This is a genomic window from Sphingomonas flavescens (genome assembly GCF_030866745.1).
Taxonomy (GTDB): domain Bacteria; phylum Pseudomonadota; class Alphaproteobacteria; order Sphingomonadales; family Sphingomonadaceae; genus Sphingomicrobium; species Sphingomicrobium flavescens.
In genome coordinates this window covers 521,144-544,899 of sequence record NZ_CP133016.1, presented here as the reverse complement: position 1 = coordinate 544,899, position 23,756 = coordinate 521,144, and the positions used below count along the sequence as shown (strand labels likewise).

The window sequence follows — 23,756 nt, the reverse complement described above, 5'->3', positions numbered from 1 at the left end:
GCATTTTCACGCTGACCAGCGTTGACCCCGCTAGCCAATCTGCATATCGGCAACGACTTAGCGACATCGCTGGCAAACCCCCGACGGAAGGCTCCTTCACGAATGGCCGACGCACACTCTTCGCGCGCCCCGCAACCTGAGGGCGCGACGGGAGTCGTGGTGTTCGCCGATGGGCGGACGGTGTGGGGCAAGGGCTTCGGGGCGGAGGGCGAGGCAGTCGGCGAGCTCTGCTTCAACACCGCGATGACCGGCTATCAGGAGGTGATGACCGATCCTTCCTACGCGAAGCAGGTGATCGCCTTCACCTTCCCGCACATCGGCAATGTCGGCGCCAACGACGAGGACATCGAAGCGGGCGAAGCGCATGCGCTCGGCTGCCTGGTGCGCGAGGTGGTGACCGAACCGTCCAACTACCGCGCTAACCAAGGCTTTGCCGACTGGATGGCCAAGACCGGGCGGATCGGCATTTCCGGCGTCGATACGCGGGCACTGACCAAGCTGGTGCGAAGCGAGGGGCCGCCGAACATCGCCATTGCGCATAGCGCCCACGGGAAGTTCGATCTCGACGCGCTGCAGCGGCTAGCCGCCGAATGGCCGGGGCTGGAGGGCATGGACCTGGCCAAGGATGTGAGCCGGGAGCAGGTGGAGGCGTGGACCGGCGGCAAGTGGCGTTGGGGACAAGGGTACGAGCTGGGCGGTGCGGATGACGACCGGCCGCACGTCGTTGCTGTCGATTATGGCAACAAACGCAATATCTTTCGGCTGCTTGTTGAGGCGGGAGCACGGGTCACGGTGGTCCCGGCGACCGCGGGTTTCGACGAGATCATGAGCCATGAGCCGGACGGCTTCTTCCTGTCCAACGGTCCGGGCGATCCCGCGGCGACGGGCGAATATGCGGTGCCGGTGATCCGGCAGATGCTGGAGACGAAAAAGCCTTTGTTCGGCATCTGCCTTGGCCACCAGATGCTGGCGCTGGCGGTCGGCGGGCGGACGTCCAAGATGTTCCAGGGACACCGCGGGGCGAACCACCCGGTCAAGCGGCTCGCGGACGGCGCGGTCGAGATCACCAGCATGAACCACGGCTTCGCGGTGGAGCGCGAGGGCATGCCGGAGAATGTCCGCGAGACGCACGTGTCGCTGTTCGACGGCAGCAATTGCGGGATCGAGCTGACCGACCGGCCGGCGTTCAGCGTGCAGTACCATCCCGAGGCGAGTCCGGGACCGCAGGACAGCTTCTATCTGTTCGAGAAGTTCGTCGGGTCGATGGCCGCAGGTTCTCAGTCATGACCGTCCTAAAGAATGACGAGGTCCAAGCCCTCGCGCATGCCTACTTTCTGGAAGAGGCCGGGCGGTCGAAGGACACGACAGAGCAGTTTCTGGCACACGTCGAACATCGCTCGCCTTCCAAGGGGCGGGATTATGTTTCCAACCTAATGCGCGCGGGATTCATCCGAGAAATCGAAGAAGATGGTGAGAGAAGGCGGAAGATAATCGCCGTGACGGCTGAAGGCCGGGACTGGTTTGAACGGAACGTCGAAGGATGGCGCGCGTGCAATCAATACGTAGCGCGGCCCAAATTTGATGATCCGAGTTCTGTTCAGCAGCTTAGACGCACAATGGATGAGCGCCTGCGTGATCCAATCGTGCCAATTGCTGCGGCGGCGGGCGCGTTAGCTGCGCTCTTCCTCAGTTCGGTCTTGCGTTAGATGCGGGGCCGACCGGTCATCAACGAGATACCCAAGCAGCGCTGCTTGCTAGCAACGTTTTGTCTCCCTCTTGCCCTTGGTGCCTGCGCAACGCCGGCGCGGATGTACGACGAGGCGCAGCTAAACACGGTCGCGACCGGGTGCGGGATGGCGTTGGGCGAATTGATCCAGGATGCCGAGCAGAAGAAGTTGCTCATCGCGTTGCGCAACACCGTTTCACCCAAGCAGCGCGTCTGCGTCACGCAATGGGCGCGCCGCAACGGTCTCAGGCCCGTTTTCGTCAACATGACTTTCCCGGAGGGCTGATTGCCCAAGCGTTCTGACATTAGCTCGATCCTCATCATCGGCGCAGGCCCGATCGTCATCGGGCAGGCGGCGGAGTTCGATTATTCGGGAAGCCAGGCGGTCAAGGCGCTGAAAAACGAGGGTTATCGGATCATCGTGGTCAATTCGAACCCGGCGACGATCATGACCGATCCGGAGCTGGCGGATGCAACGTATATCGAGCCGATCACGCCGGAGATCGTTGCGCGGATCATCGAGAAAGAGCGACCGGACGCGCTGCTGCCGACCATGGGCGGGCAGACCGCGCTGAACACTGCGCTGGCGCTGTTCAAGGACGGCACGCTAGACCGGCGGGGGGTGCAGCTGATCGGGGCCAATGCCGAGGCGATCGAAAAGGCCGAGGACCGGCAGAAATTCCGGGATGCCATGGACCGGATCGGGCTGGAGTCGCCGCGCTCGGCGATCGTCCATACGATGGAAGAAGCTGCGGTCGCGCTGGAGAATGTCGGGCTGCCGGCGGTGATCCGGCCCAGCTTCACGCTGGGCGGGACCGGCGGCGGCATCGCTTACAACCGCGACGAATATGAGCATTACGTCCGCACTGGACTGCAGGCGTCGCCGACGACTGAAGTGCTGATCGACGAGAGCCTGGTCGGGTGGAAGGAATATGAGATGGAAGTCGTGCGCGACCGCGCCGACAACGCCATCATCATCTGCTCGATCGAGAATATCGACCCGATGGGCGTGCATACGGGCGATAGCATCACGGTCGCCCCCGCGCTGACGCTGACCGACAAGGAATATCAGCGCATGCGCTCGGCCAGTATCGCCGTGCTGCGGGAAATCGGCGTCGAAACAGGGGGTTCCAACGTTCAGTTCGCGGTCGATCCGAAGACCGGGCGGATGGTCGTCATCGAGATGAACCCGCGGGTGTCGCGGTCCTCGGCCCTCGCGTCGAAGGCGACGGGCTTTCCGATTGCGAAGGTCGCGGCGCGGTTGGCGGTGGGCTACACGCTGGACGAGATCGCGAACGACATCACCGGCGGCGCGACCCCGGCGAGCTTCGAGCCGACGATCGATTATGTGGTGACGAAGATCCCGCGCTTCGCGTTCGAGAAGTTCAAGGGCGCGGAGCCGCTGCTGTCGACGGCGATGAAGTCGGTCGGCGAAGTGATGGCGATCGGCCGCAGCTTCCCGGAAAGCCTGCAGAAGGCGCTGCGCGGGCTGGAGACGGGGCTGTGCGGGCTGGACCGGGTGCGGGCGCTGGAAGGTGCCGACCCCTCCGAGATCGAGAGCGCGCTGGCTCGTTCGACGCCTGACCGTTTGCTGGTCGCCGCGGAGGCGTTGCGGCAGGGGTTTACGGTTGAGCGGATCAATCAAATCGCGGGCTTCGATCCGTGGTTTTTAAAGCGCTTGCAGGAAATCGTTCAGGCCGAAGAGAATGTTCGCGCGGAGGGCTTGCCGAACGATGCGGCCGGGATGCGGCGGCTGAAGGCGATGGGCTTCTCGGATGGACGGCTCGCGCAATTGTCGCTGCGTTCGACTGAGGTGAACCGCGGCATGAGCGAAGCGATCGCGGCGGGCGGCGGCGTGGTGCACAGCGCAATGCGGGCGATGTCGGGCGGGATCACCGAGAGCGAGGTGCGCGCGCACCGCGAGAAGCTGGGCGTGCGACCGGTGTTCAAGCGGATCGACAGCTGTGCCGCCGAATTCGATGCGACGACGCCATATCTGTACTCGACCTACGAGGCGCCCCTGTTCGGGGAGCCCGAGGACGAAGCCAACGTCAGCGACCGGAAGAAGGTGATGATCCTGGGCGGCGGACCTAACCGGATCGGGCAGGGGATCGAGTTCGACTATTGCTGCTGCCACGCCGCGTTCGCGCTCGGCCGTGACGGGGCCGGGTTCGAAACCGTCATGGTCAATTGCAATCCCGAGACGGTCTCAACCGATCCGGAGACGTCGGACCGGCTCTATTTCGAGCCGCTGACCGCCGAGGACGTGCTCGAGATCGTCCGGCGCGAGCAGGAGCGGGGCGAGTTGCTGGGGGTGATCGTCCAGCTGGGCGGGCAGACGCCGCTCAAGCTGGCCGAGGAGCTGCAGGCGGCGGGTGTGCCGATCCTGGGGACATCGCCCGACAGCATCGACCTGGCCGAGGATCGCGAGCGGTTCGCGGCGCTGGTGCAGAAGCTGGGACTGAAGCAGCCGGCCAACGGCATCGCGCGCAGCCGCGACGAGGCGATCCGCGTGGCCGAGCGGGTCGGCTACCCAGTGCTCCTGCGTCCGTCCTACGTGCTGGGCGGCAGGGGTATGGAGGTGGTCGAGGGGCCGCAGCAACTCGACAATTACATTGCCACCGCGGTGCAGGTGTCGGGCAAGAGCCCGGTGCTGATCGACCAATATCTGCGCGACGCGATCGAGGTGGATGTCGACGCGATCTGCGACGGGACTGACGTCACGGTGTGCGGCGTGCTGCAGCATATCGAGGAGGCGGGTGTGCACTCGGGCGACAGCGCCTGCGCGATCCCGCCGCACAGCTTGGAGCCGCGGATCGTCGGCGAGATTGAGCGGCAGACGCGCGAGCTGGCTTTGGCGCTGCAGGTGAAGGGCCTGATGAACGTCCAGTTCGCGGTGAAGGACGGCGAAGTCTATTTGATCGAGGTGAATCCGCGTGCCTCGCGCACCGTGCCATTCGTCGCGAAAGCGATCGGCGTGCCGGTGGCCAAGATGGCCGCGCGGGTAATGGCCGGTGAGAAGTTGAGCAGCTTGCCGCCGATAGAGCGCGAGCCCGGTTATATCGCGGTCAAGGAGTCCGTGTTCCCGTTTGCGCGCTTCCCGGGAACTGATCCTGTGCTTGGACCGGAAATGAAGAGCACCGGAGAAGTGATGGGAATCGCTGGTGAATTCGACATCGCCTTCGCCAAGGCGCTGATCGGTGCGGGCATGACCTTGCCGCAGGAGGGCACGGCGTTCGTCTCGGTCAAGGATAGCGACAAGGATCACGTCATCCCGGCGGTCGAGAAGCTGATCGAGCTTGGCTTTAAGATCATCGCGACTGGCGGGACGGCGGCGCATCTGCAGGCGAAGGGATTGCCCGTGGAGACAGTCAACAAGGTCGCGCAGGGGCGGCCACATATCGTCGACCGGATGCTGGATGGCGACGTGGCGCTAGTGATCAACACCACCGAGGGCTGGCAGTCGTTGAAGGACAGCCACTCGATCCGCACGACAGCGCTGACGAGGAGAGTGCCCTATTTCACGACTGCACCGGCGAGCGTTGCTGCAGCGCGGGCAATCGAGGCCGTCAGGGGGCGCAAGCTTGAAGTCGCTTCGCTTCAATCCTATTATTCCGCCTCCGTTAGCTAAGGCTTCCAGCACATTCTGCTTCCGATCGCGGGCCCAGAGCACGCCGGGGCGAGGTTTTGAAAAGGGACGATGACGATGGCGACTGCCGAAAAGGTGCCGATGCTGGCCGAGGGCCACCGGATGCTCGAGGCCGACCTTAAGCGGCTGAAGGCCGAGCGGCCCGAGATCGTCGACGCGATTGAGGAAGCGCGCGCGCACGGCGACCTCAGCGAAAACGCCGAATATCACGCTGCCAAGGAGCGTCAGGGTCAAATCGAAGCACAGATCGCCGATCTGGAAGACCGCCTGAGCCGGGCGATGGTCATCGACCCAACTACGCTGTCCGGCGACAAGGTCGTGTTCGGCGCGACGGTCACCATGACCGACGAGGACGATAAGCAGGTCAAGTACCAGCTGGTCGGCCAGACCGAAGCCGACGCCAAGGTCGGACGCATCAGCTACAACTCCCCCCTGGGCCGTGCGCTGATTGGACGTCAGAAGGGCGACGAGGTGGAAGTCACCACGCCGTCGGGCGACCGCTATTACGAGATCAAGAAGATCGAGTTCATCTAAGGTGGAGCGCTTCCCGCGCACCGCGACCAACATCATAGCCGCGATCACGGGGCTCGCCTGGGTCCTGACCGCGCTGGCCGGCTATTCGGCGCAGGCAGCGTACGTGCTCGGGTTCATCCCGCTGCGCGTGACGGCCGCAGTTCCGACACTGAACGCAGTTCCGGTATTCCTGACGCCGCTAACGGCGACTCTCGCTCATGCCGGACTGGTGCACCTCGGCTTCAATTTGCTCATCCTTGTGTGGTGCGGTGCGCAAGTCGAACGCGTGCTTGGTGTTGGCGGGTTGGTCGCGCTCTATCTGGTGGGCGCCTATGCGGCGGCTGGCGCACAATGGGCGATGGACCCGCATGGCGCCACGCCGATGATCGGCGCCAGCGGCGCAATCAGTGCCGTCATGGGCGCGTTCGCGCTCAGCTTCGGTCGGGCGAAGGCGTTTACCAGCAACCTGCGAGTCAACCGCTGGATCAATGTCCTGTGGTTGATGGTCGCGTGGGTCGTTTTGCAGGTCATGATGACCTGGCTTGCGGGCGGCGAGGGTTACCTTCTCGCAACCCCGGCGCACATCGGGGGTTTCGCGGCGGGCCTGCTGCTGCAGCGTCCGCTGCTGCTTTGGCGATACCGTAAAGCCTAGCCCGCGTTCGACTTTGGTCGCGCGATGCCTTCGGCGTCGGGCTCGAGCAGCCGGTGCAGGTGCACTACCACATACTTCATCTCGGCATCGTCGACCGTGCGTTGCGCGCGGCCCCGCCATGCGTCTTCGGCCTCGGCATAGCTGTCGTAGATGCCGACGAGATCAATCGTCTTGAGATCGAAGTCGAGGCCGCGCGGATCCTTGACGTGGCCGCCGAATACCAAGTGAAGCTTGCTCATGGCCGCCCCGCTACCCGATCCGCCGCTCGGCGTCAGCCCTTGTTGCGGACAGAATCGGCGGCTGCGGTCGCGGAAGCCTTCGCCGCGTCGGTGATGCTACCGAGCAGATTGCGGATAGTCTCTTCACCCTTCTCACGGCTGATGCCGAGTTCATCAAGGCGTTGGGTGCCAGTTTCACGGGCGGCGTTGAGGGCATTGCGCGCGCTGTCTTTAACTCGACGGGCAGTCGGCCCCACCAGGCGAGCCTCGGTTTGCGTGCGGGGAAGGAGGGCCGCGATGAGCGCGCCCGCGGCCAGGCCACCGGCGAGGGCGATGAGCGGAGCTTCGCCAAGGGTGTCGCTCGCGCGCTCGCGCGCATTGTCATACGCCTCGATCGCCCGCTGGCGGGCCGAGCTGCCGTCTTCGTCGGCGGTGCGGCTGTTGTCCTGGTCGATCATTACTTCTTCTCCGTTTGAACTTTCGTCTTGGTGGTTTTGCGGGTCTTGCGCTTGTCGCCAACGCTGCCGGCCACCTTGCCGGCGAGATCCATTAGCGGCTCGCGGGCGAGGAACATGGCGAGTGCGGCAACGACGCCGGTTGCGGCAACGGGTCGCGCGCGGACGGCATCGACCGCGTCCTCCGCCAGATCGGCGCCTTTTTCCTTGGCGCCTTGCCAGGTTGAACGCGCGAGCGTCTTCGGGCTGAGCCGATCTTGAAGCTCCTGCGCGGTGGCCATGACGCGAGCGCGGCTGCGTTCGACGGCGATCCGGGCGGCGGCGACTTCGGGCGTATCGGTCATAAGTCGCGCCGCAGCTTCTGAACGGCGGACCAGCCCAGGAGACCGGCAATCGCCGTGAAGATGAGCATCCCGACAAATCCGGCAGCGAGCGGCCCGATGAACTTCGCAAGCGCGATCACAACGCCAATGGCCAGCGCAGTGATTGCCGCCAGCGAGCAGATGAAGGCGATGCCGAAAAGGGCTGCGGGCAAGATCAGCGCCTTGCCCTTGGCCGTCGTAATCGCCTTCAGCAGCCCGACCTCGGCCCGTGCGTAATCCTTGCCCTGTTCGATGAGCTCATGGACGAGCTCGCCGATGGGGCGCTCAGGCGGCAACGGTCCGGGGTCTGCCGGCTTGAGCACGACTGACGTCAGGCCTCGTCTTCGTTGCGGGCAAGGCCGGTCTTGAACAGACGCGCAACGACGAACCCGACGACCGCCGCACCGGCAAGGGCAACGCCCGGGCTATTGCGGACGAAATTCCGCGTATCGTCGATAAGCTCGTCCGGATCCTTGTCGGCGATGCTGTTCGCCGCGCTTTCGATGGCGCCCGCGGCGCGGCGGGCGTAATCACCATATTCGGCGCCGAGCCGCTCCTCGATGCCCGGCGCGGTATCGCCGACCATGCGCGAGACATTGGCCAGCGCTTCGGCGGTACGTTCCAGGCCCTGCGTGACAAGGCCGCGAGCCTTTTCGCCAGCCTGGCCGCTCAGCTGATCACGGCCTGACCGGATGCGCTCACTCAGGCCGCCGCTGCGCGACGAGGTCGTGTCGGTGGTTTCAAGTTCCGTGCTCACGCCCGTATCCTCCGTTTCGAGGGTGGCGCCGTCGTCGACCTTCGACGCACCGGCGATCACCGTGTCCGTGCCATCGGGCAGGGTATCGGTTTCGTCGTCGATCATGATTTGATTCTCCTTCGCCGACTCAACCCTGACCCGCTTGCCTTCGTTCCCATGCGCCGCAGCGAAAGTTGCACGCTCCGGCGTGCCGCTTATAGGCGGTGGCACCAGCCTATATTGTTACGCCTCCGCAAGAAGGAAAGCCATGACCGCCATCGTCGACGTGCACGCTCGCCAGATCCTGGACAGCCGGGGAAATCCGACCGTCGAAGTGGACGTCACGCTGGAAGACGGCAGCATGGGCCGGGCCGCGGTTCCGTCCGGCGCATCTACCGGCGCGCATGAGGCCGTAGAGCTGCGCGACGGCGACAAGAGCCGTTGGGGCGGGAAGGGCGTCTCGAAGGCGGTCGAGGCGGTCAACAGCGAGATCGCCGATGCGATCGTCGGAATGGATGCCGAGGATCAGATCGGCGTCGATCGCGCGATGATCGAACTGGACGGCAGCGACAACAAGGGACGGCTTGGCGCCAACGCGATCCTGGGCGTTAGCCTGGCCACGGCCAAGGCGGCCGCGGACACGCTCGGGCTGCCGCTTTATCGGTACGTCGGCGGCGTCGACACGAACCTGCTCCCGACGCCCATGATGAACATCCTCAATGGCGGCGCGCACGCCGACAACGGGATCGACTTCCAGGAATTCATGGTGATGCCGGTCGGGGCGCCGGACTTCGCCGAGGCGCTGCGTTGCGGTGCGGAGATTTTCCACGCGCTGAAGAGCGGGCTGCACCAGGCGGGATTGTCGACGGCGGTTGGGGACGAAGGCGGGTTCGCGCCGGCTGTCAGCTCCGCTCGCGAAGGACTGGATTATATCGAGAAGGCGGTCAGCGCGGCGGGGTACAAGCTCGGCGACGATGTGCTTCTGGCGCTCGATTGCGCAGCCAGCGAATATCATAAGGACGGCGCCTATCGCATGACGGGCGAGGGCAAGACCCTGTCGTCGGCCGAGAATGCGGACTTCCTGGCCGATCTTGCCGCCAATTATCCCATCGCCTCGATCGAAGACGGCATGGCCGAGGATGATTGGGACGGGTGGCGGGCGCTGACCGAGAAGCTGGGGTCGCGCGTGCAGCTGGTCGGCGACGATCTGTTCGTGACCAACGTCAAGCGGCTCGAGCAGGGTATCGTTGACGGCATCGCCAATTCGATCCTGGTCAAGGTCAACCAGATCGGCTCGCTGACCGAGACAATCAACGCGGTGCGGATGGCGCAGACCAATGGCTACACCGCAGTCATGTCGCACCGCTCGGGCGAGACCGAAGATTCGACAATCGCGGATCTTGCGGTCGCGCTGGCTTGCGGGCAGATCAAGACCGGCAGTTTGGCGCGGTCGGATCGGACCGCTAAGTACAATCAGCTACTGCGGATCGAGGAAGAGCTCGGCGACACTGCTCGTTATGGGGGTCGCGCAGCCCTCAAGGCCTATAAGGCCGCCTGATCCACAAATTTATCCCCGGTTCGTCCACCAAATCATTCTTTTTACTTGCAAGTCCGACCCCATCGTGATTCTTCTGATGACGTCATGGGGGGACCGAACCGTATCTTCGCGCTGATCCGCAGGGCCGCAATGCCGGCGCTGGCCGTGATCATCGTCGGGACCTTCGCCGGCCATGCCATTGCGGGTGCCAACGGGGTCCTCGCTTGGGGCAGCTATCATCGCGCGCTGCAGCAGCGGCAGGCTGAACTCGCTGGCCTCGAGCAGGAGCGGGCGCAGCTCCGTCATCGCTCGCAGCTGTTGGATCCGCGCAAGGCTGATCCGGACATGGCGGATGAGCTGGTGCGCAAGGACCTGGGGCTGGTCCGGCCGGATGAGGTAATCATCCCGCTCGACTGAGGCGTCAGGCGCGGTTGCCGCCTGCCAAACCGCTGCCTATAGGCTGGCGCGCGTCAGAGATGAGAGAGATTGCCGTGGCGAAAAGCGCCAAGCCTGCCCCCAGCACAGCCAATGTTCCTGCTGCTCCGCGCGACCGCAACATGGAGCTTCCGCCGCAGCCGCAACGGTACAAGGCGACCAAGGACGAGTTGCTTAAATTCTATCGCGAGATGCTGCTCATCCGCCGCTTCGAAGAGCGAGCGGGACAGCTCTACGGGTTGGGGCTGATTGGCGGCTTCTGTCACCTCTACATCGGCCAGGAAGCGGTCGGCGTCGGGCTGCAGTCGGCGATGACCGTCGGCAAGGACAGCGTCATCACCGGTTATCGCGACCACGGTCACATGCTGGCCTATGGCATCGACCCCAAGGTGATCATGGCCGAGCTGACCGGCCGCGCTGCGGGCATTTCCAAGGGCAAGGGCGGGTCGATGCACATGTTCAGCGTCGATCATGGTTTCTACGGCGGGCACGGCATCGTCGGCGCGCAGATCCCGCTCGGGACCGGCCTCGCGCTCAAGCACAAATATTCGGAAGATGGCGGCGTCTGCCTCGCCTACATGGGCGACGGCGCGGTGAACCAGGGTCAGGTCTACGAGGCCTTTAACATGGCCAAACTGTGGGACCTGCCGGTCATCTACGTGGTCGAAAATAATCAGTACGCCATGGGCACGTCGATCAAGCGGTCGTCGGCCGAGCCCGAGCTGTTCCGCCGCGGCCAGGCGCACCGTATCCCGGGCCTGCAGGTTGACGGCATGGACGTTCTCGCTGTTCGTGGCGCGGCCGAAGTTGCGCTGGAATGGACGCGCGGCGGCAAGGGGCCGATCCTGATCGAGTTCATGACCTATCGCTATCGCGGCCACTCGATGTCCGACCCAGCGAAATATCGGACGCGCGAGGAAGTGCAGGATTATCGCGAGCACCGCGATCCGATCATGCACGCCGAGCAGGAGCTGGCGAAGCTCGGCGTCAAGGAAGAAGAGCTCAAGGCGATCGACAAGGAAATCAAGGATATCGTGGTCGAAGCTGCGAAATTTGCCGAAGAAGCTCCCGAACCTGACGCGAGCGAATTGTACACCGACGTCCTGGTGGAGAGCTACTGATGGCGCTCGAACTGAAGATGCCTGCTCTGTCTCCCACCATGGAAGAGGGCACGCTGGCCAAGTGGCTGGTCAAGGAAGGCGATGACGTCAAATCCGGGGACATCCTGGCCGAGATCGAAACCGACAAGGCGACGATGGAATTCGAGGCCGTCGACGAGGGCAAGATCGCCAAGATTCTGGTGCCCGAAGGCACGGACGGCGTGAAGGTCGGTCAACCCATCGCGCTGATGGCCGGCGACGGGGAAGCCGTGGAAACCTCAGCTTCAGGGGCGGCGCCTGCCGAGGCGCCAAAGGCCGAAGCAGCCGTCGAGGAACCTGCGTCGCAGCAGCCCGAGGCGACGCCGACGCCGCACAAGTTCGAGACCGCCGCGCGCGACTTGGTCGCGGACGTGGCGGCCACGAAGGATGAGCCGGAAGTGCCCGATGGCACACCGCTCGTTAGCACGACCGTTCGCGATGCGCTGCGCGACGCGATGGCGGAAGAAATGCGCACCGACGAGCGCGTGTTCGTGATGGGCGAGGAAGTCGCCGAATATCAGGGCGCCTACAAGGTCACGCAGAATCTGCTGCAGGAGTTCGGGCCGAAGCGCGTGATCGACACGCCGATCACCGAATATGGCTTCGCCGGGATCGGTGCGGGCGCGGCGATGGGCGGACTCCGCCCGATCGTCGAGTTCATGACCTTCAACTTCGCGATGCAGGCGATCGACCACATCATCAATTCGGCCGCGAAGACGAATTACATGTCGGGCGGCCAGATGCGTTGTCCGATCGTGTTCCGCGGTCCCAATGGCGCCGCCGCGCGCGTCGCCGCGCAGCACAGCCAGAATTACGGGCCGTGGTACGCCAGCGTGCCGGGCCTGGTGGTGATTGCGCCGTACAGCGCGGCGGACGCCAAGGGTCTGCTCAAGGCCGCGATCCGGAGCGAAGATCCGGTCGTCTTCCTCGAGAACGAGCTACTCTACGGCCAGCATTTCGATGTGCCGCAGCTGGACGATTATGTGCTGCCGATCGGTAAGGCGCGGATCGTCCGCCCGGGCAAAGACGTGACCATCGTCAGCTATTCGATCGGCGTTGGCGTCGCGCTCGAAGCAGCGCAGGAGCTGATGGCGCAGGGCATCAATGCCGAGGTCATCGACCTTCGCACGCTACGTCCGCTCGACAAGGCGACGGTGCTCGAGAGCCTCAAGCGCACGAACCGCATGGTCGTGGTTGAAGAAGGCTGGCCGACCTGCTCGATCAGCTCGGAGATCATCGCCATCGCGATGACCGATGGCTTCGACGATCTCGATGCGCCGGTGCTTCGCGTGACCGACGTCGACGTGCCGCTGCCCTATGCCGCGAACCTGGAGAAAATGGCGCTGATCAAGGCGAGCCAGGTGGTCGAGGCGGTGAAGGCCGTCACCTATCGCTGAGCTGAAGGATCGCGATCTCGTCCGGCTTTACTGGCCGGCGGAATTGCGGCCCGCGTTCGACGCGCTCTTCGCGATCGACGATGCGATGGGAGACGTCGTCGCGGAATCGACGCAGCCGGCGCTGGGCGCGATCAAGCTGGCGTGGTGGCGCGAACGGCTTGAGGAACTCGATGAGGGCAAGGTGCCGGCCGAGCCACGATTGCAAGCGGCAGCATCCGACCTCTTAACGAGGGGAATAACTGGTGTGATGTTAGCCGGGTTGGAAGGCGGCTGGGCAACACTGCTCGATCAATGGCCTGACGCAGAACGAGTAGGTGCCAAGGGCGCAAGATTGTTTGCAATCGGGGCCACGCTGCTCAGCGTAAGCGATCATCATCTGGACATAGCGGGGTCTTTATTCGCGACCGTCGATCTCGCGCGAAGAACGCGTGATCACGGTTGGCTCAGTGCTGCAGACGAGTGGCAGAGTCGGCGTCGTTTCGCGAAGAGAGTTAGACCACTTACCGCCCTGACCGCATTAGCGTCTCGGGATTTGCTTCGCTTCAAGGACCATGGGTTCGAACCCGAAGGTACACCGGGCCGCGCCTGGGCCTTGCTTCGCCATCGTCTCACGGGGCGCGTTTAAGCGAGAGTTGACAGAACCCGGTTCGTTACGGAGATAAATGCGGTGCCGAATCTCCTCCTTGCAGGAGATTCCAATGCTGCGTTTTCTTGCAGGCGCCGCCGCCTGCTTCCTCCTCATGTCCGGGGCGTTCCTGATATGGCAGTCGCGTGCCGCCGAAGCTCCGAGCTTGCCAGACGCGCCGGCTCCACGCCTGGCGAGTGCGCTTCCCTTTGCCGGGAAGGCGCAGGCAATGCGCGCGCCCGAAGCGAGCCCCAAGAGCCGCGAGGAGCGCCGCTTCAGCCGCGCGGACAAGAACAAGGATGGCAAGATCGAGGCCGAGGAAATCTTTGCTGCGCGGCGCAAGGCATTCGCCAAGCTGGACGTTAATGGCAACGGCGCGCTTTCGTTCGAGGAATGGGCGACCAAGACGATCGGCAAGTTCCAAGGCGCCGACAAGGACCGCAACGGTTTTCTGACTCCGGCTGAATATGCGACTACCGCGCCCCCGCCGCCTAAGCGCAAGCTGTGCAGCTGCTCGACGCCGGCGAACCTCGCATCCAACGACGACTAAGGTCCGAAGCTTGCACGAAGGCTAGTCCCGGTTAGGCTGAGTCCTGGCCGGGGGCGCCGTCATGACACCGTTCGAATTTCTAACCGTCTTCTTCTCGTTCGCCTACGCGCTGGCGATTTCGCACGTGCTGCTGGCGGCGGCGGAGATGATCCGGCACCGGCGTGTGCTGATCTTCTCCTGGCCACACGCGCTGTGGATGGCGAACGCGCTGATGCTCCTCTTCGGCAATTGGATCGCCATCTACGATTTCCGTTCGATGCAGGTGATGTACCTCGGAACGATCCTGACGTTGTTCGGATTCGTCACGACGCTCTACTTTACCTGCGCGCTGGTCACGCCCGATTTCGATGCGGACCACGGCTATGACATGAACCTTTTCCACGAGCGACAATCGCGGGCCTATATCGGCGCGATCCTCGCGCTCGACGTGGTCAGTTTCTTGTCCAATCTGCAGGCAGGCCATAACGGCATCGGTGACTGGGCCCGGCAAAACGCGATCGTGTTCGCGATGATTCCCCTAGCGGTGGTGCCGCTGCTCTCGCGCAACCGCATCGTACAGCTGGTCTGCCCGGCCATCCTGCTGGTCGAGCAGTTCGCCTACCTGATTATATATTACCCGTATCTAAGCCTGACCGGCTCGACCTGAGGCGGAGCTGTCAGCGGCGCTCGCGATAGACGTAGCGGTGCTGGGCGTCGGACAGGATCAGCGTTCGGGTGCCGTCGGCCTCGCGCCCCGGGACGAACGTTGCCGGCTGATTGTAGCCGTCGGCGATCGCGACAAAGTCGTATCCGCCGACTGCGCCGGGGTCGGCCTTGGCCATCATCTTCGAGCCCCACGGACCGAAATCGAAGCGGACACCCTTTGGCGTGCGTTGGACATCGACGGTTCCGAGTAGGGGTTCGGCATAAGCGGAGGCCAGGGCTGCCGCCGGCCCCCGCGCCGGGCTGAGCTGCCGAACGCTCGCCGCAATCGACTTCCGCTGAGCACCGGCATCCGCGGTGAGCCGCGCGACCGCGATGGGTTGGGCCGAATAGATCAGCTCGAGGACGCGGCGCGGGAAATTTGCAACGAGCGGGAAGGCGTTGTCGCTACTCGTCAACAGGACCGCGCCGAGCCCCGTGCCGGGGAGGGCGATCCATTGCGAATGATATCCGCTCATGTAGCCGCCGTGGTAGAGATACTCGACACCGCCCACGCGCCTTTGCATCAGGCCCATGCCGTACCAACTGTCGCGCCCGGTCGAGACGCCATGCTGCCTCCGCGCAAGCAGTGCGGTGCGATCGACCAGTTGCCTTCCGTCCGCGAGGCGTCCCTCATTCAGTTCGTTGGCAACATACAAAGCGACGTCGTGTGCCGATGAAATTCCCGAACCGGTTGCCCGGTAGGGCAAGATGGTCGCGTTCAATCCCTGCTCGACGGGGACGAGGCGGCCATCCACATCTTGCAGATAACCGGTCGCGAAATTGCCGGATTGGGTACGCGGATCGCCGAAGTCGGTGTCGTTCATCCCGAGCGGCGCCCAGATTTCGTCATGCATCGCGCGACTGAATGCTGCGAGGGGTTCGGCCTTGGGATCGGCGACATGGCCGGCGAGGATCCCGGCCACTCCTGCCAGGGTATTGCTGTACTGATATTGCTCGCCGAACGCGGACGTGGGCTTGAGCATTGCCAACTGACTGAGCGCCAGACGGCTGTCGGCCGCAGGATCGACGAAATAGCTTTCGAGATCGGCGCGCGGCAGGCCCGTGCACGCGCAGATGAGATGGCGGACCTGCAGCTTTCGACTGGCTTCTGGATCGGCGAGGCGGATGGCCGGCATCAGCTGCGAAACCGGTTGATCCCAACGCAGCTTGCCTTCGCCGACCATCTTGGCGAGCAGGAGGGTCGCCATGCCCTTGCTGTTCGAGGCGATCAGGAAGCGGGTGTGCGCGTCGACCGGCAGTTTCGAGCCGAGCGTTCGGACACCGAGACCCTCTTCATGGACGATGCGGCCGTTCTGGATGAGTGCGAAAGCCGCGCCGGGGACGTTGAGCGAGCGCATCCCGTTCGTGAGATATTGCCGGATGGCGGCGGTGTTGGCGGCCGTCCAACCGCGCGGCTTGGTGCGGCTGAAGTCCTCCGGCTTCCAACCGGCCAGCTGGATCGAATTGCCGAAGCCATTGGTCGCGGCGGACAAGCGATCGTACGCGCCGAAGTCAGCGCAGAGGAAGGTGGCGACGCGCTTGCTACCGATGCTGAGGATATTCGCATAGACCAGCCGGTGGGCGGTTGGTGGAACACGGAAGCCGAATGTGGTGGATGTATCGAACCCACGCTGCACGGGAATCTGGTCCGTCGTCTCGATTGGGAAATTGCAGGTGGAATCGAGCTTGACCAAGGAGGCGATGACCGCACGGGGCGCGGCGCCGGATGCAGGCGACGAGAGATAAACGCGCAGGTCCTCGCCGGGCGGTTGGACGCGGATCACCGGGCCGAGATGCGTGACCTCCCACCCGGCAGGAACCGTGGCTTCAGCGGGACCGATCTTGAGCGGTGCCGCCGACAGAGCTTGCGGTGTTGCGGCCGAGAAAAGGAGTGCGGCGAGACCTGGAAAATATCGCATCATTTGCCCCCAACTGATGTGAAGATCATCAGAAGGTGAGGGGGTTAGCCTGTCAAGCGCCTGCTGGCGGTCAGCCGTCCTGGAGCGTTGGAGCTTGGGTGAGCCAAGTCGAGAAGGCGGTGCGCGCGCGATCGGTGTAGGCCTTTTTCCGGTCCGCTTTCCTCGCGCGGCCCGGCGGCGGCATCAGGCCGAAGTTGACGTTCATGGGCTGGAAGGTCGTCGCGTCGGCGCCGCCGGTGATGTGGCCGAGCAGTGCGCCGAGCGCCGTTTCGACGGGCGGTGTCGCCAGGGTTTCGCCGCGCGTCTCGGCGGCGGCGAAGCGCGCAGCCATGATGCCGACTGCGGCGCTTTCGACATAGCCTTCGCAACCGGTGATCTGGCCGGCGAAGCGGATGTTCGGCTTCGACTTCAGTCGTAGCTCGCGATCGAGCAGGCGCGGGGAGTTGATGAAGCTGTTGCGGTGGATGCCGCCAAGCCGCGCGAACTCGGCGTTCTCGAGACCGCGGATGGTGCGGAAGATGCGTACCTGCTCGCCGTGCTTCAGCTTGGTCTGGAAGCCAACCATGTTCCACAGCGTGCCGAGCGCATTGTCCTGCCGCAGCTGGACGACGGCATAGGGCCAGCGGCCGGTGCGGGGATTGTCGAGGCCGGTCGGCTTCATCGGGCCGAAGCGCAAAGTTTCCGGGCCGCGTTCGGCCATCACCTCGATCGGCATGCAGCCCTCGAAATAGGGCGTGTCCTTTTCCCAGTCCTTGAACGGCATTTTCTCGCCGTCGACCAGCGCGGCGACGAAGGCCTGATACTGCTCCTTGTCGAGCGGGCAATTGATGTAATCCTTGCCGCCCTTGTCCCAGCGGGCGGCCATCCAGGCGACGTCCATGTCGATGCTGTCGCGATGGATGATCGGCGCGATGGCGTCGAAGAAGGCGAGGGCGCCTTCGCCCGTCTCGGCGGCGATGGCTTCGGCGAGGACCGATCCAGTTAGCGGGCCGGTAGCGATGATCGTCGGATGGTCGGGGAGAGAGTCTATCCGCTCGCGCACGACATTGATGTTGGGATGGCCTGACACGGCAGATGTCACTTCGCTGGCAAACGCCTCACGATCGACAGCGAGGGCCGAGCCGGCGGGCACCCGGTGCTTGTCCGCGGCGCGCATGATCAGCGAGCCGAGGTCGCGCATCTCCTGGTGTAGGAGGCCTACCGCATTGTGCTCCGCATCGTCGGAGCGAAAGCTGTTCGAGCAGACCATCTCGGCTAGCCGGTCGCTTTCATGCGCCGGGGTGGTGTCACCGCCACCGCGCATTTCCGACAGGCGCACTCGCAACCCGGCTTCCGCCAGCTGCCAGGCGGCCTCGCTGCCGGCCAACCCGCCGCCGACGATGTGAAGGTCGAAGCTCATGGGGGGCTGTTAGTCGCCGTTGACGACGCTATCCAGCTCCAATGCGCATCTTCACCATCGGCTATGAAGCGACCACCGTCAGCGAGTTCATCGACACGCTGAAGGCCGCGGGCGTCGAGCGCGTGATAGACGTTCGTGCGCTACCTCTGTCCCGGCGTCCGGGCTTCTCGAAAACGGCGCTCGGCGCGGCGCTCAATGAGTCCGGTCTCGACTACGTCCACTTGAAGGCACTTGGTACGCCTGCGGACGGCCGTGCAGCAGCGCGTGCGAGGCGCCACGATGACATGGCGCGGATCTATGCGGGTCAGTTGGAACTCCCGGAAGCGATGGTGCAGGCGGAGCAGATGGTGGAGCTCGCACGCGAGAAACCGAGCGCACTCCTTTGCTACGAGCGCGAGCCCCAACACTGCCATCGTACGCTGCTGCTCGACGCGGTGGCCGAGCAGGCGGAGGTAGTTCACCTCTACGCTTAAGCGACTTCCTTGACGTTGAACGTCACATAGAAGTCGCCGACGTCGCCTTCCACCTTGCCGTTTGACCTAAACTTAAGGTCGTAAGGCGCGCCGGTGAAGCGATTGAAGCCCCGGAGATGCGTCGTGCCTTGGCGATCAACGATCTGCGTAAAGTTGCCGACGGCGGCGGCGTAATTGTCGCGTGAGCTCTCTACCGAGCCATCTTCCTTGATCGGTGCGAGGCCGAGCGCGATAGCAACGACGGTGGTCATGAACATGAAAATCTCCCTTTTTTGCAGCGGTCACGCTGCCGGGGAGTTTCTTTTCAAGAAGCGTGCCAAACCGGGAAACCGCATAGTTTCAAAAGCTTGCGGTCTCCCGGTGGCATCATTCGCACCCGATCGGGTGCTATATGTTCGTAATACACGCCAATCTTAGACGGTCGGCAGTTCCTGCGGCGCGGTTTCGCTGTCGAGCATGGCTTCGATCTCGGGGATCGGCCGGCCGCTCATTTCCTTGTTGACGGTGCAGACGATGCGGCGCTCCACCTCCTTGTGGAGACACTTCTTCAACACACCCAGCGCCTTGGGCGGCGCGACGATCGCCAAGGCGTCGAAATCGTTGCGAAGCACCCGCGCTTTCAATTCGTCGGCGGCGTCCTTGATCCAGCGATCTTCCTCCTGCTGGTGGAAGTCGGTTTCCTCATAGGTCGAGCGACCATAACCGGCGCTCTGCTTCGAAGTGCCGGGCCCGTCGGTCTTGATATCGGAATCCTTCCGGTCTTCCCGCTCATCGTGCGCCTCCGTCCGTAAATCGATCTGGTTTTCGTCGCCGTGATTGCGGAAGAACAGGACTTTCCGGCCATCGGCGACCAGGACGAGCGCGTTGTGGGGAAGCGGCATGAACGATTTCTCCTAACTTCGAGTGCTAGGGAAACGCGAACCCGCCCGAGGCGGTTGCGGCCGTTCGTCGCAGCCGCAAGCCGCCTCAGGCGAGTTTAATCCTGCGCCGGATCGGCGGGTTTCTCAAGCTCGCTGGTTTCGACGATCGCGCCGGTGTCGGGCGCAACCTCGTCGGATGTCACTTCCAGCTCTTCTTCGTCGCTTTCCTCGATGCGGGCGACGCTGACGACCCGCTCGTTCTGGGCAACGCGGAAGATGGTGACGCCGAGCGTATTGCGCCCGGCGATACGGATGTCGCCAACGGTGGTCCGGATCATCTTGCCCTGGTCGGTGACGAGCATCAGCGACTGGCCAGGCTGGACTGGGAAGCTCGCGACGACCCCGCCGTTCCGCTCCGACGTCACGATGTTGATGATGCCCTGACCGCCGCGGTTTGTGCGGCGGTATTCATAGGTCGACGAGCGCTTTCCGTAGCCGTTCTCGGTGACGGTCAGCAGGAATTGCTCCTTGTCGGCGATCTCCGCGTAGCGTTCCTCGGAAAGGCCGTCAGCGCAATCATGGTCGCGCCAGCGCGGACACTTGAGATAGGCTTCGCGCTCCTCGGCGGTCGTTCCAGCGCGTCGGAGTACCGACATGGAAATGACTTCGTCGTCTTCCTGCAGGCGGATGCCGCGGACGCCCATCGAGGCGCGGCTCTGGAATTCGCGAACGGCGGTGGATTCGAAGCGGATCGCCTTGCCGTTGCGAGTGGCCAGCAGGACGTCGTCTTCCTCGGTCAGCAGGCGGACGCCGATCAGGCGATCCAGCGTGTCCTCTTCCTCGTCGCCATCGTCGGCGGCGCCGAACTTCATCGCGATCTTGCCGTTCGACGGGATGTTGGTGAACGCATCCATCGAGTTGCGGCGGACCGTTCCGCGCGCAGTGGCGAACATGATGTGGAGGTTGGCCCATTCGGCCTCGTCCTGCGGCAGCGGGAGGACAGTAGTGACGGTTTCGCCAGGGGCCAGTGGGAGGATGTTCACCATCGGCCGCCCCTTGGTGTTCGGGCCGCCTTCGGGGAGGCGCCAGACCTTCATGCGATAGACGCGGCCGATGTTGGTGAAGAATAGCACCGGATTGTGGGTCGAGGTGACGAACAGCTCGGTGACGATGTCCTCTTCCTTGGTCGCCATGCCCGAACGGCCCTTGCCGCCGCGCTTCTGCTCGCGGAAGACGGAGAGCGGCGAGCGCTTGATGTAGCCGCCGAGGGTGACGGTCACGACCATCTCCTCGCGCTCGATCAGGTCTTCGTCCTCGATGCCATCGGCGGCGGCGGCCAGCTCGGAGCGGCGCGGGGTCGCGAATTCGGCTTCGACTTCCTCGAACTCCTCGCGCATCACTTCGTAGAGACGCACGCGATTCGCAAGGATTTCAAGCAGTTCGCCGATGTTCTTGGCGAGGCCTTCGAGTTCGTTGCCGATTTCGTCGCGGCCGAGCGCCGTGAGGCGGTGGAGGCGAAGCTCGAGAATCGCCCGCACCTGTGCTTCGCTGAGGCGGTAAGTGCTCTGCGCCGACTGCGGTTCGACCGCCTCGACCAGCGCAATGTAGGACCGGATCTCGTCCATCGGCCAGTCGCGCTCGAGCAGCTTTTCGCGAGCGACGGCGGGGCTGGCGGAGCCGCGGATCAGCTTTACCACCTCGTCGAGATTGGTGACGGCGACGACCAGGCCGAGCAACAGGTGGGCGCGTTCGCGGGCCTTGAGCAGCTCGAACTTCGAGCGGCGGGTGATCACCTCCTCGCGGAAGCGCACGAAGCTTTCGATAATGTCGCGCAGCGCCAGCGTTTCCGGACGGCCGCCGCGGATCGCGAGCATGTTTGCCGGGAAGGACGATTGCGCCGGGGTGTGACGCCACAACTGGTTGAGCACGACGTCGGGCGTGGCGTCGCGCTTGAGGTCGATGACGATGCGGACGCCGTCGCGATTCGATTCGTCGCGGATGTCGGAGACGCCCTCGATGCGCTTGTCCTTGGCGGCTTCCGCGATCTTCTCGACCAGGCCGTTCTTGCCGACCTGGAATGGGATTTCAGTAAGGATGATCGAACGGCGGTCGCCGCGACCTTCCTCGATCACGTAGCGCGAGCGCAGCATGATCGAGCCGCGGCCGGTGGTGTAGGCGCTGCGGATGCCCGACTGGCCGAGGATCAGGCCGCCGGTCGGGAAGTCCGGACCCTTCACATGCTCCATCAGCCCTTCGGAACTGATCGCCGGATCGTCGATGTAGGCGCGGCAGGCGGCGAGGACTTCGCCGAGGTTGTGCGGCGGGATGTTGGTCGCCATGCCGACCGCGATGCCGCCGGCGCCGTTGACCAGCAGGTTGGGGAAGCGCGCGGGCAGGACCTGCGGCTCGCTCTCGCTGGCGTCATAGTTCGGCTGGAAGTTGACGGTGTCCTTGTCGAGGTCGCCGAGGAGGAAGGCCGACGCCTTGGCGAGGCGAGCTTCGGTGTATCGCATGGCGGCCGGCGGATCGGGGTCCATCGAGCCGAAGTTGCCCTGGCCATCGATGAGCGGGAGGCGCATCGACCAGTCCTGCGTCATCCGCGCGAGCGCGTCGTAGATCGCGGTGTCGCCGTGCGGGTGATATTTACCGATGACGTCACCGACGATGCGCGCCGATTTGCGGTACGGCCGGTTGTAGTGGAACCCGTTCTCATTGGCCGAAAAGAGGATGCGCCGGTGCACCGGCTTCAGGCCGTCGCGGACGTCCGGCAGCGCGCGGCTGACGATGACGCTCATCGCATAGTCGAGGTAGCTGGTCTTCATCTCCTCGACGATGGAGATCGGCGCGATGTCGCCGTCGCCGGACGGAGGAGTGGTCGGGGTGTCGTCGATCGGAGGCAGAGTGGCCAAGAGTAGGTCCTGCTGTGATTAAGATGCGTGGAAAGGCGGCGCGTCGCCGCGTGCCTCCCCCACGTCTTATTTAGGCCTTCGACACCTCGCGCGCCAGCCCGCGCGCTCGCGCGCGCGAGGGAAACGGCGCTTTATCCACCGAAATCGCGGGTTCAAAACCCATTCATGGCGCCATCGCCAAGCCGCTTGGAGTTCAACCGTTCAAGGTCTAAGGCGCGGCCCGTATTCGGCCCTGCGCCATCCGCACCAGGAGTTGCCCGTCGATGAAGCTGTTTTCCACCACCGCCCTTGCTCTTGCTTTCGTTAGCGCGGCACCCGCCGCGGCCCAGAACAAGGCGCCCGCCGCCCAGGCAGCGGCTACCGCGCCGGCCAAGGTCACGCCGTCCAAGAAGGCCACGCCGGCACTGATCGAACTGCAAACAGCGGTGCAGAAGAAGGATTGGGCTAGCGTTCCCGCCAAGATCGCAGCGGCGCAGGCCGTCGCCAGCACCAAGGAAGACCGCTACCTGATCGGGAAGTTTCAGCTCGAAGCGGCAGTTGCGCAGAACGACAACAACGCCGCTGCAACCGCCATCGAGGCCATGGCTTCGTCAGGTCAACTTGGCGCTGCCGAATCTTCGTCGCTGTATCAGAGCCTGGGCGGCACATTCTTCAACGCGAAGGATTTCCCCCGCTCGGTAACGGCTTATCAGAAGGCTCTTTCACTCAATCCGAACAACGCCGATGCACAGTCAATGCTGATCGAGGCTTATCTCTCGGCCGGTCAGAAGGCGGAGGCTGGAGCCGCTCTGCAGCGCGTCATCCAGGCACGCACCGCCGCGGGACAGAAGCCAGATGAATCCCTCCTAAAGCGGGCTGTAGCAATTGCGTACGACACAAAAGCACCCAATGCGGTCGAGGTGGCGCGCCAGTGGGTCGCGGCCTATCCGAGCCCCGCGAGCTGGAGCGACGCACTCGCCATTTACAATAACGTACGTCAGCCTGACGTCGAAGGCGTGATCGATATGTCCCGCTTGCTGTTGGCTACCAACGCCATGCAGCGCGGCGATCAATATGCGCGTTATGCTCGGGCCGCGGCCGAAGTGAACAACTTTAACGAGGCGCAGCTCGCATATGATGCTGGCGTCAAGGCCAACAAGATCAACCCGACTGCCGCGGACTATTCCGACCTGAGCTCGGGGTTGAAAGCCAAGCAGAAGGCTACCGCCGCAGATTTGGCCGAAGCCACCAAGACCGCACAGAGCGGGATGGCGCTCCTTCGTATCGGCGATCGGTACTACGCGATGGGCGACTATTCTAAGGCGGTCGAACTGTACCGCAAGGCAATGGGCAAGCCGGGTGTCGATACTTCCGTCGCCAATCTGCACATTGGCATGGCTCTTGCGCGGGCCGGCGACAAGGCGGGTGCCAAAACTGCGTTGGACGCCGTTACCGGCACATACGCTGACCTTGCGAAGTTTTGGCAGCTTTATCTGAGCACTGCCGTCTAAGTCATTGAAACCGGGCAGAAGAGAGATG

25 protein-coding genes are annotated in these 23,756 nt (G+C 63.9%); 15 read left to right on the top strand and 10 right to left on the bottom strand.

Going from position 1 to position 23,756, the window contains the following annotated elements:
* Positions 1 to 102 precede the first annotated feature (102 nt).
* The 6 genes from carA (at position 103) to QU596_RS02805 (ending at position 6,540) form a co-directional block, all read left to right on the top strand.
* Positions 103 to 1,287 (top strand): glutamine-hydrolyzing carbamoyl-phosphate synthase small subunit, encoded by a 1,185-nt coding sequence (carA, locus tag QU596_RS02830; protein WP_308517003.1) that lies wholly within the window; start codon positions 103 to 105, stop codon positions 1,285 to 1,287.
* On the top strand, positions 1,284 to 1,706 hold the full coding sequence (locus QU596_RS02825; protein WP_308517001.1) for a hypothetical protein: 423 nt from the start codon (positions 1,284 to 1,286) through the stop codon (positions 1,704 to 1,706). The genes carA and QU596_RS02825 overlap by 4 nt, the downstream gene beginning before the upstream one ends.
* A 102-nt stretch (positions 1,707 to 1,808) precedes the next feature.
* Positions 1,809 to 2,012, top strand: a complete 204-nt coding sequence (locus QU596_RS02820) for a hypothetical protein (protein ID WP_308517000.1) — start codon at positions 1,809 to 1,811, stop codon at positions 2,010 to 2,012.
* Entirely contained in the window at positions 2,013 to 5,357 is a 3,345-nt protein-coding gene (gene carB / locus QU596_RS02815; protein ID WP_308516998.1) for a carbamoyl-phosphate synthase large subunit, read from the top strand.
* A gap of 75 nt (positions 5,358 to 5,432) precedes the next feature.
* Positions 5,433 to 5,909: a transcription elongation factor GreA gene (greA, locus tag QU596_RS02810; RefSeq protein WP_308516996.1), complete on the top strand. Its 477-nt coding sequence runs from the start codon at positions 5,433 to 5,435 to the stop codon at positions 5,907 to 5,909.
* 1 nt (position 5,910) lies between these two features.
* The gene (locus QU596_RS02805; RefSeq protein ID WP_308516994.1) at positions 5,911 to 6,540 is read left to right on the top strand and encodes a rhomboid family intramembrane serine protease; all 630 of its coding nucleotides are present in this window, start codon (positions 5,911 to 5,913) and stop codon (positions 6,538 to 6,540) included.
* Here QU596_RS02805 and QU596_RS02800 read toward each other — a convergent pair.
* The 5 genes from QU596_RS02800 to QU596_RS02780 are packed head-to-tail and all read right to left on the bottom strand — an operon-like array spanning position 6,537 to position 8,437.
* Positions 6,537 to 6,779, bottom strand: a complete 243-nt coding sequence (locus tag QU596_RS02800) for a DUF4170 domain-containing protein (RefSeq protein ID WP_308516992.1) — start codon at positions 6,777 to 6,779, stop codon at positions 6,537 to 6,539. The two genes, QU596_RS02805 and QU596_RS02800, sit on opposite strands and share 4 nt — an antisense overlap.
* A 32-nt stretch (positions 6,780 to 6,811) precedes the next feature.
* Entirely contained in the window at positions 6,812 to 7,216 is a 405-nt protein-coding gene (locus QU596_RS02795) for a hypothetical protein (protein WP_308516989.1), read from the bottom strand.
* Positions 7,216 to 7,557: a DUF3618 domain-containing protein gene (locus tag QU596_RS02790; protein ID WP_308516988.1), complete on the bottom strand. Its 342-nt coding sequence runs from the start codon at positions 7,555 to 7,557 to the stop codon at positions 7,216 to 7,218. The genes QU596_RS02795 and QU596_RS02790 overlap by 1 nt, the downstream gene beginning before the upstream one ends.
* Complete coding sequence (locus QU596_RS02785; protein WP_308516986.1) at positions 7,554 to 7,898, bottom strand: phage holin family protein; 345 nt, start codon at positions 7,896 to 7,898, stop codon at positions 7,554 to 7,556. Before QU596_RS02785 ends, QU596_RS02790 begins: the two co-directional genes overlap by 4 nt.
* Before the next feature lie 8 nt (positions 7,899 to 7,906).
* Positions 7,907 to 8,437 (bottom strand): hypothetical protein, encoded by a 531-nt coding sequence (locus QU596_RS02780; protein ID WP_308516984.1) that lies wholly within the window; start codon positions 8,435 to 8,437, stop codon positions 7,907 to 7,909.
* A gap of 142 nt (positions 8,438 to 8,579) precedes the next feature.
* Here QU596_RS02780 and eno point away from each other — a divergent pair, with 142 nt between their 5' ends.
* The 7 genes from eno (at position 8,580) to QU596_RS02745 (ending at position 14,640) form a co-directional block, all read left to right on the top strand.
* A complete protein-coding gene (eno, locus tag QU596_RS02775; RefSeq protein WP_308516982.1) occupies positions 8,580 to 9,869 on the top strand; it encodes a phosphopyruvate hydratase in 1,290 nt (429 codons plus the stop codon).
* Between the two features lie 84 nt (positions 9,870 to 9,953).
* Complete coding sequence (locus QU596_RS02770; RefSeq protein WP_308516980.1) at positions 9,954 to 10,265, top strand: FtsB family cell division protein; 312 nt, start codon at positions 9,954 to 9,956, stop codon at positions 10,263 to 10,265.
* A gap of 59 nt (positions 10,266 to 10,324) precedes the next feature.
* Positions 10,325 to 11,404: a pyruvate dehydrogenase (acetyl-transferring) E1 component subunit alpha gene (gene pdhA / locus QU596_RS02765; protein ID WP_420030935.1), complete on the top strand. Its 1,080-nt coding sequence runs from the start codon at positions 10,325 to 10,327 to the stop codon at positions 11,402 to 11,404.
* Positions 11,404 to 12,819 (top strand): pyruvate dehydrogenase complex E1 component subunit beta, encoded by a 1,416-nt coding sequence (locus QU596_RS02760; protein ID WP_308516979.1) that lies wholly within the window; start codon positions 11,404 to 11,406, stop codon positions 12,817 to 12,819. The genes pdhA and QU596_RS02760 overlap by 1 nt, the downstream gene beginning before the upstream one ends.
* Before the next feature lie 43 nt (positions 12,820 to 12,862).
* Positions 12,863 to 13,444, top strand: coding sequence for a hypothetical protein (locus QU596_RS02755; protein ID WP_308516977.1), 582 nt, complete (start codon positions 12,863 to 12,865; stop codon positions 13,442 to 13,444).
* A 73-nt stretch (positions 13,445 to 13,517) separates the two neighbouring features.
* The gene (locus tag QU596_RS02750; protein WP_308516975.1) at positions 13,518 to 13,994 is read left to right on the top strand and encodes an EF-hand domain-containing protein; all 477 of its coding nucleotides are present in this window, start codon (positions 13,518 to 13,520) and stop codon (positions 13,992 to 13,994) included.
* Between the two features lie 61 nt (positions 13,995 to 14,055).
* Complete coding sequence (locus tag QU596_RS02745) at positions 14,056 to 14,640, top strand: hypothetical protein (RefSeq protein WP_308516973.1); 585 nt, start codon at positions 14,056 to 14,058, stop codon at positions 14,638 to 14,640.
* A 10-nt stretch (positions 14,641 to 14,650) separates the two neighbouring features.
* Here QU596_RS02745 and QU596_RS02740 read toward each other — a convergent pair whose 3' ends face one another.
* Complete coding sequence (locus QU596_RS02740) at positions 14,651 to 16,597, bottom strand: serine hydrolase domain-containing protein (protein ID WP_308516972.1); 1,947 nt, start codon at positions 16,595 to 16,597, stop codon at positions 14,651 to 14,653.
* Positions 16,598 to 16,667: 70 nt separating this feature from the next.
* Entirely contained in the window at positions 16,668 to 17,996 is a 1,329-nt protein-coding gene (gene trmFO / locus QU596_RS02735) for a methylenetetrahydrofolate--tRNA-(uracil(54)-C(5))-methyltransferase (FADH(2)-oxidizing) TrmFO (protein WP_308516970.1), read from the bottom strand.
* Between the two features lie 41 nt (positions 17,997 to 18,037).
* Between trmFO and QU596_RS02730 the strand changes: the two genes are divergently transcribed.
* Positions 18,038 to 18,469, top strand: coding sequence for a DUF488 domain-containing protein (locus tag QU596_RS02730; protein WP_308516968.1), 432 nt, complete (start codon positions 18,038 to 18,040; stop codon positions 18,467 to 18,469).
* Here the strand turns inward: QU596_RS02730 and QU596_RS02725 are convergent.
* The 3 genes from QU596_RS02725 to gyrA form a co-directional block, all read right to left on the bottom strand.
* Positions 18,466 to 18,726: a hypothetical protein gene (locus QU596_RS02725; protein ID WP_308516967.1), complete on the bottom strand. Its 261-nt coding sequence runs from the start codon at positions 18,724 to 18,726 to the stop codon at positions 18,466 to 18,468. The genes QU596_RS02730 and QU596_RS02725 overlap by 4 nt on opposite strands.
* A 156-nt stretch (positions 18,727 to 18,882) precedes the next feature.
* Positions 18,883 to 19,350, bottom strand: a complete 468-nt coding sequence (locus QU596_RS02720; RefSeq protein ID WP_308516965.1) for a host attachment family protein — start codon at positions 19,348 to 19,350, stop codon at positions 18,883 to 18,885.
* A gap of 95 nt (positions 19,351 to 19,445) precedes the next feature.
* A complete protein-coding gene (gyrA, locus tag QU596_RS02715) occupies positions 19,446 to 22,151 on the bottom strand; it encodes a DNA gyrase subunit A (RefSeq protein WP_420030957.1) in 2,706 nt (901 codons plus the stop codon).
* Positions 22,152 to 22,501: 350 nt separating this feature from the next.
* Here gyrA and QU596_RS02710 point away from each other — a divergent pair, with 350 nt between their 5' ends.
* Entirely contained in the window at positions 22,502 to 23,728 is a 1,227-nt protein-coding gene (locus QU596_RS02710; protein WP_308516962.1) for a tetratricopeptide repeat protein, read from the top strand.
* The last annotated feature ends 28 nt before the right edge of the window (positions 23,729 to 23,756 follow it).